This window comes from Streptomyces sp. NPDC006610 (genome assembly GCF_040611575.1).
In the GTDB taxonomy this organism is placed as follows: domain Bacteria; phylum Actinomycetota; class Actinomycetes; order Streptomycetales; family Streptomycetaceae; genus Streptomyces.
In genome coordinates, this window is record NZ_JBEXOP010000017.1 from 72,538 (window position 1) to 86,382 (window position 13,845).

Annotated in this window: 6 protein-coding genes and 2 pseudogenes; 3 read left to right on the top strand and 5 right to left on the bottom strand. The window is 74.7% G+C overall.

Translation table 11 applies throughout. The features are described 5' to 3' along the window. Window positions 1-25 precede the first annotated feature (25 nt). A complete protein-coding gene (locus ABZY13_RS16420; RefSeq protein WP_356631146.1) occupies window positions 26-991 on the bottom strand; it encodes a flippase-like domain-containing protein in 966 nt (321 codons plus the stop codon). 151 nt (window positions 992-1,142) lie between these two features. Between ABZY13_RS16420 and ABZY13_RS16425 the strand changes: the two genes are divergently transcribed. After that, window positions 1,143-3,023, top strand: coding sequence for an ABC transporter ATP-binding protein (locus tag ABZY13_RS16425; protein WP_356631226.1), 1,881 nt, complete (start codon window positions 1,143-1,145; stop codon window positions 3,021-3,023). Window positions 3,024-3,032: 9 nt separating this feature from the next. On the opposite strand, the pseudogene ABZY13_RS16430 reads toward ABZY13_RS16425, so the two are convergent. The 3 genes and pseudogenes from ABZY13_RS16430 to ABZY13_RS16440 all read right to left on the bottom strand — a co-directional run. Beyond that, window positions 3,033-3,209 (bottom strand): annotated as a pseudogene (locus tag ABZY13_RS16430) (succinyl-CoA--3-ketoacid-CoA transferase); the annotation flags it as partial. Between the two features lie 82 nt (window positions 3,210-3,291). Continuing rightward, window positions 3,292-3,429 (bottom strand): annotated as a pseudogene (locus tag ABZY13_RS16435) (cyclase family protein); the annotation flags it as partial. A 58-nt stretch (window positions 3,430-3,487) separates the two neighbouring features. Further along, complete coding sequence (locus tag ABZY13_RS16440; RefSeq protein WP_356631148.1) at window positions 3,488-6,811, bottom strand: right-handed parallel beta-helix repeat-containing protein; 3,324 nt, start codon at window positions 6,809-6,811, stop codon at window positions 3,488-3,490. A 175-nt stretch (window positions 6,812-6,986) separates the two neighbouring features. On the opposite strand from ABZY13_RS16440, the gene ABZY13_RS16445 reads away from it, so the two are divergent. Continuing rightward, window positions 6,987-8,177 (top strand): S8 family serine peptidase, encoded by a 1,191-nt coding sequence (locus ABZY13_RS16445; protein ID WP_356631150.1) that lies wholly within the window; start codon window positions 6,987-6,989, stop codon window positions 8,175-8,177. 105 nt (window positions 8,178-8,282) lie between these two features. Here ABZY13_RS16445 and eccCa read toward each other — a convergent pair whose 3' ends face one another. After that, on the bottom strand, window positions 8,283-12,245 hold the full coding sequence (gene eccCa, locus ABZY13_RS16450) for a type VII secretion protein EccCa (RefSeq protein WP_356631152.1): 3,963 nt from the start codon (window positions 12,243-12,245) through the stop codon (window positions 8,283-8,285). 198 nt (window positions 12,246-12,443) lie between these two features. On the opposite strand from eccCa, the gene eccD reads away from it, so the two are divergent. Next, a complete protein-coding gene (gene eccD / locus ABZY13_RS16455) occupies window positions 12,444-13,844 on the top strand; it encodes a type VII secretion integral membrane protein EccD (protein WP_356631154.1) in 1,401 nt (466 codons plus the stop codon). The last annotated feature ends 1 nt before the right edge of the window (window position 13,845 follow it).

Below are 13,845 nucleotides of genomic sequence, written 5' to 3' on the forward strand. Positions count from 1 at the left end.
CTGAACCGGCCGGTTCCGACCCCGCTCAGATCACCTTCAGCCGCACCAGCGCCCCCAGCGTCAGCGCCCCCGGCAGCAGGGGCAGCCACACCGTGATGACGCGGTAGGCCAGGACCACCGCCGTGGCCACGGCCGCCGGGCCGCCCGCGGCCACCAGGGCGACGATCAGGGCCGCGTCGACCGAGCCGAGGCCGCCCGGGGTGGGCACCACGGCCACGGCGACCGTCGCCGCCAGGTAGGCGACCACGACGTGCCACAGCGGCACCTGGAGGCCCACGGCGCGGGCCACCGCGACCAGGCCGGCCGCCTGGAGAGCGGGGAAGGCCAGGGAACCGCCCCACAGGAGGAGGGCGCGGGAGGGGCGGGTGTGGACCGTGCGGGCCTCGCCCAGGGCGGTGCGCAGGAAGGAGACCACGGCCGTGCGCAGCCGCCGTACCAGCAGGAGCAGGGCCGCGGCCAGGACGGCCGCCGCGACGGCCGTCAGCAGCAGCGGGACGGCCGAGCCGTCCGGGAGGAGGCCGCCGAGGCGCAGGGCGCCGGGGAAGAGGAGGAGCAGCGCGGCGAGCAGGCCGACGCGGGCGACGCTCTCGGCGAGCAGATAGAGGGCCAGCGCGGCGGAGGAGCGGGCCAGCGGTACCCCGCACACCGTCATGAAGCGCAGGTTGACCGCGCTCGCGCCCAGCCCGGTCGGCAGGATGTGGTTGGCGGCGCCCGCGGCGAACTGCGTGACCAGCAGCCGCAGGCCCGGCAGCCGCTCGACGACCGCGCCCTGCCGGGTCACCGCGGCGGCCACCCAGGTCAGGCAGGTGAAGGCCCCCGCGGCCAGCAGCCAGGGCAGCTCGGCCGTCGCCAGGTGGTGGACGCCGTCGATCAGCACGTCACGGTGGCGCACCGCGAGGAACGCGACGAACAGGATCGGCAGCAGGCCGAGCACCGGGCGGAGGGGGAAGCGGCCGAGGAGCCGTCGCAGGGGAAGTCGCACCGCTGTCACATTCGCAGAGGTTCTCCGCACCGCCTCAACTGCGGGTTGCGGAAGCGCGGACGCCGGATGACGCAGGGGAAGCGGGCCGACGTCGATCACCCCGGTCCGGAAACGGCTTGACCTCAAGAAAGGTCGAGGTTCTAGGTTCGGTGCCATGAGCATGGAGACCACGGCGTGGACGCAGCTGTACAGCGTCATGCACGCCCAAGAGGAACGCCGGCCCTTCGCCCGGACCACCCTGCGCCGCATCGGCGCCTTCGCCCGCCCGCACCGCCGCCGCATCGCCCTGTTCCTACTGCTCGGGGTGGCCACCGCGCTGCTCGCCGTCGCCACGCCGGTGCTCGCCGGAAAGGTCGTCGACACGCTGGTGTCGCACGGCGACGCCGACACCGTCGTACGGCTCGCGCTGCTGATCGCGCTGATCGCCGTGGTGGAGGCCGTGCTCGGCATCCTCGGACGGCGGCTGTCGGCCACGCTCGGCGAAGGGCTCATCCTCGATCTGCGCACGGCCGTCTTCGACCATGTGCAGCGGATGCCGGTCGCCTTCTTCACCCGCACCCGCACCGGCGCCCTCGTCAGCAGGCTCAACAACGACGTCATCGGCGCCCAGCGCGCCTTCAGCAACACCCTGTCCGGAGTGGTCAGCAACCTGGTCACGCTGGTGTTCACGCTCGCCGTGATGCTCACCCTGTCCTGGCAGGTCACCCTGCTGGCGCTGGTGCTGCTGCCGGTGTTCGTGCTGCCGGCCCGGCGCATGGGCCGGCGGATGGCCCGGATGCAGCGGGAGGCCGCGACCCTCAACGCGGCGATGGGCACCCGGATGACGGAGCGGTTCTCCGCGCCCGGCGCCACCCTGGTCAAGCTGTTCGGGCGGCCGGAGGAGGAGTCGGCGGAGTTCGCCGCCCGCGCCCGCCGCGTCGCCGACATCGGCGTCCGCACCGCGACCGCCCAGTCCGTGTTCATCACCGCGCTCACCCTGGTGTCGGCCCTGGCGCTCGCCCTGGTCTACGGCCTCGGCGGTTGGTTCGCGCTGAAGGGCACCCTGGAGCCCGGCGCCGTCGTCGCCCTCGCCCTGCTGCTCACCCGCCTCTACGCGCCGCTCACCGCGCTCGCCGGCGCCCGGGTGGAGATCATGACCGCGCTGGTCAGCTTCGAGCGGGTCTTCGAGGTGCTGGACCTGAAGCCGCTGATCGAGGACGGGCCGGACGCCGTCGAGGCGCCCGACGGCCCGCTGTCGGTGGAGTTCGACCGCGTCCGCTTCGGCTACCCCTCCGCCGACAAGGTCTCCCTCGCGTCCCTGGAGGAGGTGGCCGCACTCGACACCCGCGGCGGCGCCGAGGTCCTGCACGGCGTCTCCTTCCGCGCCGAACCCGGACAGACCGTCGCCCTCGTCGGCTCCTCCGGCGCCGGCAAGTCCACCGTCGCCCAGCTGCTGCCGCGGCTGTACGACGTCGACGAGGGCGCCGTGCGCATCGGCGGCGTCGACGTGCGCGACCTGACCGCCGCCTCGCTGCGCGGCACCGTCGGCATGGTCACCCAGGACGGCCACCTCTTCCACGACACCGTCCGCGCCAACCTGCTGCTCGCCCGGCCCGACGCCACCGAGGACGACCTGTGGGACGCCCTGCGCCGGGCCCGCCTGGACGCCCTCGTGCGGTCCCTGCCCGACGGCCTGGACACGGTGGTCGGCGAGCGCGGTTACCGGCTCTCCGGCGGCGAGCGCCAGCGCATGACGATCGCCCGGCTGCTGCTGGCCCGCCAGCGCGTCGTCATCCTGGACGAGGCCACCGCCCACCTCGACAACACCTCCGAGGCGGCCGTCCAGGAGGCCCTCACCGAGGCGCTGGAGGGCCGCACCGCCGTGGTCATCGCACACCGGCTGTCCACCGTGCGGGCCGCGGACCTGATCCTCGTCCTGGAGGACGGGCACATCGTGGAACGCGGCACGCACGAGGGACTGCTGGCGGCCCGGGGACGGTACGCGCAGCTGTACCGGACGCAGTTCGAGCAGGACCCGAGCGTCGTGCAGGAAGCCGCGTAGGGGGCGCGGTCAGCGGGCGGCGGTGAAGCCGTCCAGGCGCAGCGGGGCGCCGGTGCGGGCGGTGATCTCCTCGACGGTGACGTCCGGCGCGGTCTCGACCAGGGCGAGGCCGTCGTCGGTGACGTCGAGGACGCCGAGGTCGGTGACGATCCGGTGGACGCAGCGCTCGCCGGTCAGCGGCAGGGACTGTGCCGGCCGGGACCCCAGATCTTGCGGTGTCCGGCGCGGACGACCCGGCCGGAGCCGCGCATGTACTCGTCGAGGCCGCGATGGCCAGCTGGTGCAGCGGCTGGAAGGCGTGCTCGAACTCGTTGGGCCGCACCTCGAAGCCCCAGGTGTCGGTGGCGATCGCGGCGATCTCGGTGCCGTGCAGCCAGCCCGCCGCGGTGAACGACAGTCCGGGCGCGTTCTTGGTGCGCAGCCAGTCGGTGCCGATCTGACCCGGCCGGCCCGCGCCCACGGCGTCACCCCGGCAGCGCCGCCGGGCTGTCCGCCGGAAGGTCCTCGGGCAGCAGCAGGCGCAGGTCGTCCAGGCCGGGTGCGGGCAGGGTGCCGATGCGGCGGGCCTGGCGGGTCATCATCGCCTCCACCAGGCGGCGTCCGGTGCGGGCGTTGCCGAAGGAGCGGTCGCGCGGGATGGCCGCCACGTAGCGGGTCAGGGCCTCGACCGTCTCGGGCGGGCAGTCGTAGCCGGAGTCCGCGGCCTGCGTGGTGATGATGCCGACCAGTTCCTCGGTGGTGTAGTTCTCGAACTCCACGGTGCGGGTGAACCGGGAGGACAGGCCCGGGTTGGAGTCCAGGAAGCGGCGCATCTCGGCGGTGTAGCCGGCGGCGATCACCACGATCTCGTCGCGGTGGTCCTCCATCAGCTTCAGCAGCGTCTCCACCGCCTCACGGCCGAAGTCCGACGTCGCCCCCTCGGGGGTGAGCGTGTAGGCCTCGTCGATGAACAGCACGCCGCCCAGGGCCCGTTCGAAGACCTCCTTGGTGATCTGCGCGGTGTGGCCGACGTACCGGCCGACGAGGTCGGCGCGGGCCACTTCCACCAACTGGCCCTTGGGCAGCACACCGAGGGAGTGCAGCAGTTCGGCGTAGAGGCGGGCCACGGTGGTCTTGCCGGTGCCGGGCGGGCCGGAGAAGATCAGGTGCTGGCTGATGCGCGGCGTGGGCAGGCCGGCCGCGCGCCGCTGCCGGGTGGTCGCCAGCAGGTTGACCAGGTCCGTCACCTCCCGCTTGACCGCGCCGAGGCCGACCATCGCGTCCAGCTTGGCCAGCAGGTCCTCGGAGCTGGAGCGGTTCGCGTCGGCGGCGTCCGTGTCCTCGCCGACGTCCTCGGGCAGCAGCAGCGACAGATCCGCCTCGGCCGGGTCGACCATCGAGCCGAGCCGGAACGCCTGGCGGTCCACCATCTCCTCGAACACCCGCCGCGCGGCACGGCCGTTGCCGAAGGTGGCGTCCCGTTCCATGCGGCCGTAGTGCCGGGCGAGGGCGTCCAGGGTGCGCGGGTCCAGCACGTAGTGGTGCGCCTCGCACATCCGCTCCGTGATGGTGACGAGTTCCTCCACCGAATAGTTGGCGAACTCGATGGTGCGGGTGAAGCGGGACGCCAGACCGGGGTTGGAGTTGAGGAAGGCGGCCATCTCGTCGGTGTACCCGGCGGCGATCACCACCACGTCGTCGCGGTGGTCCTCCATCAGCTTCAGCAGCGTGTCGATGGCCTCGCGGCCGAAGTCGGCGCCGCTGCCCTTGCCGTCCGACAGCAGCGTGTACGCCTCGTCCAGGAACAGCACCCCGCCGAGCGCCTCGTTGAACGCCTCCGTCGTCTTGATCGCCGTACCGCCGATGACCTGGGCCACCAGATCGGCGCGGGACACCTCGACCAGGTGCCCGGAGCGCAGCACGCCCAGCTCGGTGAGGATGCCGCCGTAGAGGCGGGCGACGGTGGTCTTGCCGGTGCCGGGCGGGCCGGAGAAGACCAGGTGGCGGCTCATCGGCGGGACCGGCATGCCGAGCCGGGCGCGGCGCTGGGCCAGCTGGTTGAGGTTGACCAGGGTGCGCACCTGGTGCTTGACGTCGGCGAGGCCGATCAGCGACTCCAGCTCCTCCAGCGGCCCCGCCGGGGCGGCCTTCGCGGCGCGGCCCCGCCCGCCCGGCTCGCCCGTGGACGCGGCGCCCGCCGCATCGGGACCGAAGGCGTCGGGGGCGCCGTTGCCGCCGCTGGTCAGGTCGTCCACCGTGCACCGCTCGCTCGCCCGGGTCTGCTTGAGGCCCGCGCCGCGGTTCTCCCGTACGGTGCAGCCCGTCACGGTGACGGGCTCCGCGCTGTCGACACGGACGCCGTCGCCCAGGCTGCCGGTGATCACGCAGGCGTCCAGGGTGAGGCGGGAGCCGTCCACGGCCAGCACGCCGTGCGCGCCGGACCCGGTGATCTCGGTGCGCAGCACGGACAGTTCGCCGGCCTTGTCGACGGCGACGCCGGAAGCGCCCGAGCCGTCCAGCCGGCAGTCGCGGACCGAGCCGAGGCCCCCGGCGCCGACCCGTATCCCGGCGTCGGCCGCGTCGCGGACGGTGGTGTCGCGCAGGTGCGGGTTGCCGCCGCCGGACACCCGGACGCCGTCCGCGCCCGCCCGCTCGATCTCGCAGTTCTCCAGCCGGCCGCGCCCGTCGTCCACGACCTCCACGCCGGTGCCGCCCGCGCCGGTGATGCGGGCGCGGCGCACCAGCGGGTTGCCGCCGCCGCGGATCAGCAGGCCGGTCCCGGCCGCGTCGGCGATCTCCAGCCGGTCGAACTCGGCGGCCGACTCCTCCTCCAGCACCACCGCGCCCTTGGCGTCGGCGCAGTCGCGCACCGCGGTGTCGGTGAAGGCGGGCGCGCTGGAGCCGATCACCCGGATCGCCGGGCCGCCCGCCGTGTCGAACTCGCACTCGCGGAACGTGCCGCGCGAACGCTCGGTCACCGCGAGGCCGTTGCCCTTGGTCCGCGAGGTGCGGCAGCGCAGCACCTCCGGGTCCGCGCCGGACGCCAGCACGAAGCCGGGGCCGGACGTGTCGGTGACCGTGACGTGCTCCAGCACCGGGCGCGAGTCGCTGGTGACGTACACGCCGACCGCCGCGTCGTGCACCCGCACGCGCCGCACCCGGGTGCTGCTGCTGCCCTCCAGGGCGAGGGCGGGCTTCTCCGTGCCGGAGATCTCGCAGTCCTCCACGACGCCCTGCGCCTCGCCGTTGACGAGCACGCCGTTGCCGCGGGCGTCGCGGATGCGGCAGTCCCGCACGGTGGTGCGGGCCCGCTCGCCGATCACGACGGCGGTGGTGCCGAGGTTCTCCAGCACGCAGTCGGCGACGACCGTGCCGGTGTCGGCGGTGTCGACGACGCCCGCGCCGGCCGGGTTGCCGATCCGGCAGTCCCGCATCGCCAGCGACCCCGACTCGCGGGCCAGCAGGGCGGTCCAGCCGGAGCCGACGACCGTGCAGCCGTCCATCGCGACCTGTCCGCGTGCCGCGTCCACCACCGGTACGTCCTCGCTGCCGCCGCGCAGGGTCAGGTCGGTGAGCATCACCGCGTCGGCGACCAGCACGACAGCGCTGCCCCGGCGGGGGCAGATCTCCACGCTGCCGCGCTCGCCCTCGGCGACGATCGTCACCCGGGTCCGCACGGTCAGGTTCTCCGCGTAGCGGCCGGGACGGACCCGGACGACCGCGCCGCTGCGCGCCTGGGCCAGGGCCTCACCGATGGTCCGGAAACTCTCCGGCTGCTCGGGGCAGACGGTGAGCAACTGCCGTGACAAGCTAGATCCTCCTCGCTGCGGCGCCACGGTCGGCCCTGTGGGACGGCGGGACGCGCCGGATGCAGGCTACGTGAGGGACGCGGTCATCTTCCAGGCGGAGCAGGGGAGTTCACCTGGATGTTCCGTTCCGTGCGCCCGGAGGGACCCATGGGGCGGGCACCATAGGATGCGCGCCATGCGACGCGACCCTGCTTCCGCGCGAGCGGCCACCGCCGCCGTGCTGGCCGCCGTCCCCGTGCTCCTGGCCGGATCCGGACCCGCCCTCGCCGCCGACGACCCGGTGCGGCTGCCCGTCGTCCGCACCGAACTCGCCGGCGACGAGGCCTGTACGGGCGCGTCCGCGCGGACGGCCCGCAGCGAGCCGTGGACCGCGCGCGCCCTCGGTCTGTCCCGCGCCTGGCGGTACTCCCGCGGCGCGGGTGTGACCGTGGCCGTGGTGGACACGGGCGTCGGCACCTCGATCCCGGCGCTGGCCGGGCGGGTGGAGACGGCCGGAGGCGGGGGCGGCGACTGCGTCGGCCACGGCAGCTTCGCCGCCGGGCTCATCGCCGCCGCGCCGGCCGAGGGCGTGGGCGCGGCGGGCGTGGCGCCGGCGGCGCGCATCCTCGCCGTACGGGGGACCGCGGAGCGCGGCGCGACCACGCCGGACCTGCTCGCCGACGGAATCCGCACGGCCGCGGACGCCGGCGCCCGGGTGATCTACGTCGCCCGCGCGCTGCCTGCCGGTCAGAAGGAGCTGACCGCCGCCGTCGCCCACGCCGCCGACCGCGACGCCCTGGTGGTGGCCCCGTTCGCGCCCGACGCGCTGCCCGGGGACAGGTTCGCCGGAAACGACGAGGAGAAGGCGCAGCCGTTGTGGTACTGGCCCGCGGCCGTGCCGGAGGTGCTCTCGGTGATGGACTACGGCGCCGGCGGCGGGCGGCCCGAGGACGCGCCCACGGCCCTGTCGGCGGACCTCGCGGCCCCCGGCGACGCGGTGGTCGGCAACGGCCCCGAGGGCGCCGGCCACTACCTGGGTTCGGGCTCCTCCCTGGCGGCGGCGCACGTCGCCGGGGCGGCGGCCCTGATCCGGTCCCGCCATCCCGGCCTCACCGCGTCCGAGACCGCCCGCCGTCTGACGGCCACCGGCTACCCCTCCTCGCCCCCGCGCCTGGACGCCTACGCGGCCCTCACCGCCGTCCTCACCGACCCCGCCGGCACGGCCCCCCGGCCGGCCCCGGCCGACCTGCCCGAACCCGCCCCGGACGCCCCGCGCCACCGCGCCGTGCTGATCGCCTCCGCGGGCGGCGCGCTGGTCGTGCTGGTGGCGGCAGCGGCGGCGGTGATCCCCCGGGGGCGGGCCCGGGGGTGGAAACCGGCGGAGTGACCGGCCGGGGGCGGGGGAGCGGGGCGGCTCCCTGCCCGGCCACGCGGTCGGCCGCGCCCCGGGCCCCGAGCGCGGCCGACCGCGCGCGGAACCCGGGGCGCGCGCTCAGTCCCGCTCCTCGCCCAGATACGCCGTCTGCACCTGCACCGTGCGCCGTCTGGCGATCCGGCTCGCGCGCCCCGGCGGCAGCAGGCGGCCCTTCGCGTTGCCGACGACGTAGCCCTCGGACGGCGGGCAGGACAGCAGCAGGGTCGGGGTGTTGACCTCCTGGAGGCGGCGCATCAGATGGTCGCCCATCGCCCGGCCCGCGCCCGTCGCGGCACGGGCGACCACCATGTGCAGCCCGACCTCCCAGCCGAGGGCCAGCTGGTCGAGGAGCGGGTCGAACGGGGCGTTCATCGGGCCCGAGCCCAGCATGTCGTAGTCGTCGACGAGGACGAACAGGCGCGGCCCGTTCCACCAGTCGGCGAGCCGCATCCGGGCCGGCGCGATGTCCGGGCCCGGCACCCGCGTCCTCACCGCCCGGGACGCCCCGTCGACCAGGTCCCGCAGGGCGTCGATGGAGACGGCGTGGCCCAGCCGGTAGTCGTCGGGGATCGCCTCGACCAGCTCGCGCCGGTAGTCGACGACCATGATGCGGGCCTCGGCCGGCGTGTACCGCTTCATAATGGCGCGGGCCGTGAGCCGCAGCAGATTGGTCTTGCCGCTCTCGGTGTCGCCGATCACGATCATGTGCGGGCTCTCGGCGAAGTCGTGCCACACCGTGGCCAGTTCGTCCTCCTCCAGGCCCAGCGGCATCCGGAAGTCCCCCTCCGGCTCGGGCAGCGCCGACACCGGCAGCTCGGTCGGCAGCATCCGCACCCGCGGCGCGCGCGGACCGGGGCGGCTCTCCTCCACCGCGGCGACCAGAGCGGCGACGCCCTCGGCGAGGTCGTCGGCCCGCTCCACCCCGTCGATGCGGGGCAGCGCCGTGAGGTAGTGCAGCTTGCCGTCGCGGGTCAGACCGCGCCCGGGGACGCGGGGCACCGTCGCGGCCCGCCGGATGTCGATCTCGGAGTCCATCGGGTCGCCCATCCGCAGCTCCAGATGGGTGCCCGCCTGGTCGCGCACCGCCGAGGGCAGCTCCACCCAGCGGGCGGTGGTGACGATCAGATGGACGCCGTAGTTCAGGCCGCGCGAGGCGATCGCGCTGAAGGTGGGGATGTGCCGGTCGTAGTCCTGGCGGACCGTGGACCAGCCGTCGATGACCAGGAACACGTCCCCGTGCTCGTGGTCGGCGAACTCACCGGCCGCCCGGCGCCGCCGGAACGTCGCCATGGAGTCGATGCCCTGCTCCAGGAAGAACTTCTCCCGCGCCGCCAGCAGCGTGTTGACCTCGGCGATCGTACGGCCCACCCGCTCGCCGTCCAGCCGGGCCGCGACGCCGCTCATGTGCGGCAGCCCGTCCAGGCCGGCCAGCGTGCCGCCGCCGAAGTCCAGGCAGTAGAACTGCACTTCGCGCGGCGTGTGGGTGAGCGCGAGCGCGGTCAGGAGGGTCCGCACCATGGTCGACTTGCCGCTCTGGGGTCCGCCCGCGATCGCGATGTGCCCGCCGACGCCGGACAGGTCGACGGTCAGCAGGTCCCGCAGCTGGTCGAAGGGCCGGTCCACGATGCCGATCGGCACCTTCAGCCGGCCCCGGTCGGGCCAGCCCACCGTGGTCAGGCCCAGCTCCGGGTCGGGGGTGAGCGGCGGCAGCACCTGGTCGAGGGTGGCCGGCAGGTCCAGCGGGGGCAGCCACACCTGGTGCGCGGGCGGCCCCGCCCCCAGGAGTCTGCCGACGGCGACCGAGAGCAGGGTGTCCTCGCTCTCCTCGGTCTCCGGCTCGGGCTCGGGCAGGTCGGGCACCGCGCGCGGGACGACGTAGCCGTCCGTCCACGGCACCGTCTGCCCGGCCGCGCGGGCCTGGCTCGCGCTGCCGCGCCGGTGCCGGTAGGGGCCGGAGACGTAGGCGGCCCGGAACCGGGTCAGCGCGTCCACGCCGGACTTGAGGAAGCCGCTGCCCGGCGCCGACGGCAGCTCGTAGGCGTCCGGCACGCCGAGCACGCCCCGGCTCTCCATCGCGGAGAAGGTGCGCAGGCCGATGCGGTACGACAGATGGCTCTCCAGCTGGTGCATGCGGCCCTCGTCCAGCCGCTGCGAGGCCAGCAGCAGATGCACCCCCAGCGACCGGCCGAGCCGGCCGATCATCACGAACAGCTCCATGAACTCCCGGTGTGCGGCGAGCAGTTCGCTGAACTCGTCGACGACCACGAACAGGCTGGGCAGCGGCGCGAGCGGGGCCCCGGCGGCGCGCGCCTTCTCGTACTCCAGCGCGGAGGTGTAGTTCCCCGCGGACCGCAGCAGTTCCTGACGGCGGATCAGCTCGCCGTGCAGGGCGTCCTGCATCCGGGAGACCAGCGCCGCCTCGTCGGCGAGGTTGGTGATGACGGCCGAGACGTGCGGCAGTTCGTCCAGGCCCAGGAAGGTCGCGCCGCCCTTGAAGTCCACCAGGACGAAGTTGAGCGTCTCGGAGGAGTTGGTCAGCGCCAGGCCCAGCACCAGCGTGCGCAGCAGCTCGCTCTTGCCGGAGCCGGTCGCGCCGATCAGCATGCCGTGCGGGCCGGTGCCGCCCTGTGCGGACTCCTTGATGTCCAGCTCCACCGGCTGGCCGTCGGCGCCCACGGCGATGGGCACGCGCAGCCTGCTCGGGCCGTTGCTGCGCCGCCACAGGGTCTGCGGGTCGTGCCGGTACAGGTCCTGGATGCCGAGCAGCGTGGTCAGTTCGACGTCGGTGGCCAGCGGTTCGGTGGCGTCGGTGCCCATGCCCATCCGGTAGGGCGCGATCCGCTTGGCCAGAGCGGTCGCGCCGCGCGGGCCGAAGGAGTCGGGGCGGCCCAGGCGGGTGGTCTGCTCCTTGCGGTCGCGGTCGGTGCGCACGAGGCAGAAGTCGTCGCCCGTCACGTCGAAGCGGAGGGTGACCCGGCCGGGCCGCCAGGTCAGCGCGCCGCCGAGGTCCAGCACGACCGTGTTGCGCAGCCCGGGGCCGTCCAGCCGGTGGCCGCCGGGGACCGTGCCGCCGTCGACGACGATCACGGTGAAGGGCTCCTCGCGGCCGGGCACCGCGTCGGGGTCGAAGGGCGGGCGCTCCAGGAACTCCGCGCCCAGCAGGTCCTCCAGCTCGTTGAACGCCGACCCGGTCATCCGGGCCGGTCCGGCGCCGTCGGTCTCCTGCGGATGCAGGTGGTGCGGCAGCCACTTGGCCCACTCCCACTCCGCCCGCCGCTCGTCGGACACGCACAGCGCGATCCACAGGTCGTCGGGGGAGTGGAAGGTCGCCAGCTGCGCCACGATCGCCCGGGCCAGCGCGCGGATGCGCTCCTCGTCGCCGCGGAACAGCACCCGCGCCCAGGCCCGCAGATAGATGGCGATGGGCTGGTCGGGGACGGTGGCGTAGGCGCGGATGAAGCTGCGCAGGGCGTGCGCGGCGAGCGGTTCCAGGTCCTCGACGGGCGTGCTCGCCGTGGGGTTCAGGCGCAGGCCCAGCTTCTGGTCGCCCACCGCGACGCGCACCTCGGCGAAGTCCTCGTCCTGCGGGCGGCGCTCCCACAGCCGGGTCGACCCGGTCATCGACCACAGCGCCGCCGGCTCCGGGTGCCGCCAGGCCAGCGCACGCTGCTGGTCCATCACGGCGGCCCGCACCTTGCGCCGGGTCTGGGCGAGGTAGCGCAGATAGTCCCGGCGCTCGCCCTTGAGGCGCTGCTTGCGTTCGCTGTTGCGGCGCATCACCTGGCCGAGCATCATCGCCGCGGACGAGACGACCATCAGGCCGAGCGCCAGGTAGATGAAGCCGCTGCCGCCGCTCGCGCCGGGGCGGATGAACATCAGCATCATCGACACCGACATCAGGGCCATCGGCAGATAGGTCCACACGGCGGAGGAGTCCGGGACCACCTCGGGAAGCGTCGGCGGCTCCTGGAGGGTCAGTTCTCCCTCCGGCATGTCGGGGCCGCGTCGGCGGGCCGGCCGGCGGAACAGAACGACACTCACCGTACGGTCTCCTCAATCGAGCGGCCACGGGCTTCCGGGGCGCGCGCTCACGGGTGGGGCGAAGGGTGCAGCGGGGTCGGGGTCACCCCGAAGAGACGGTTGATACTACGATCAATCAAGCTGAGCACCAACCAACTCCCGCAGCGCACTAGGCCGTTGACATGCGCCGACGAACTCCGGAAGGCGTGAGCAAGACCGATGAGTGACAACCAGGTGGCAGGTCTGTGCCGCCTGACCGTACGCGCCCCCGCCCGCACGATCGACCTCGCCGTCCCCGCCGACGTGCCGGTCGCCGACCTGCTGCCCGCCGTGCTCGGCTACGCGGGCGACGACCTGGAGGAGGCCGGCGTCGAGCACGGCGGCTGGGTGCTCCAGCGCCTGGGCGGCGAGCCGATGGACGAGGAGCGCACCCTCGACTCCTTCGACCTGCGCGACGGAGAGACCGTCTACCTCCGGCCCCGCGTCGAGGCGCTGCCCGAGGTGCACCTGGACGACCTGGTCGACGGCATCTCCACCACCCTGCGCGACCGGCCGCACGGCTGGACCCCGGCCGCCGGCCGCGCCGTACTGCGCGGCCTCGCCGTGGCCGCCCTCGTCGTCGGCCTCGTGGTGCTCGCGCTGCCCGGCGGCTCCGGCGCCACCCGTGCCCTGTGCGCCGCCGCCGCCGCGCTGCTGCTGCTCGCCGGCGCCGCCGCGGCGAGCCGCGCGGTCGGCGACGGCGGAGCGGGCGCGGTCCTCGGCCTGATGGTCGTGCCCTACCTCGCCCTCGCCGGCTGGCTGCTGCCCGGCGGCGACATCACCGGGGAGCACGGCCAGGAGATGCTCGGCTCCCGGATGCTGGCCGCGTCCGCCGCCGGAGCGGGCGGCGCGGTCCTCGCGCTCGCCGCGGTCGCCGCGTACGCCGCCCTCTTCCTCGCCCCGGCCGTCCTCGCCGCCTTCGGCGCGCTGGCCGCCGCCGTGATGCTGCTGGCGGGCCTCGCCCCGCACGAGGTCGCCGGCGTCACCGCGCTCGCCGCCGTGCTCCTCGGCGCCTTCGTGCCCAGCCTCTCCTTCCGGATGGCGGGGCTGCGCATGCCCCCGCTGCCGACGAACGCCCAGCAGCTCCAGGAAGGCATCGAGCCGCACCCCACCGCGGTCGTCGCCACCCGCTCGGTGCTCGCCGACGGCTGGATGAGCGCCCTGTACGGCGCCGTCGGCCTGGTCTGCGCCGGCTGCCTGACCGTCCTGGCCCGCCGCTCCGGCCTCGCCGAGGTGTTCACCGCCCTGACGCTGGCCGTGCTGCTGCTCCTGCACGCCAGGGGCCTGGGCAACGTCTGGCAGCGGCTGTTCCTGGTCGTGCCCGGCGCCTGGGGACTGGCCCTGATGGTGTTCTCCGCGGCCCAGGACGCCGCCCCCTCCGGGCGGCTGCTGACCGCGGCCGGGCTGCTCGCCGTCACCGCCGGGATCGCCATCGCCTCCTGGACCGTGCCCGGCCGGCGCATGGTGCCGTACTGGGGCCGCGGGGCGGAACTGCTGCACTCGGCGGTGGCGATGGCGCTGCTGCCGCTGGTGCTGTGGGTGCTCGGTGTCTACGGGGCCCTGCGGTCCCTCAACGGCTGAG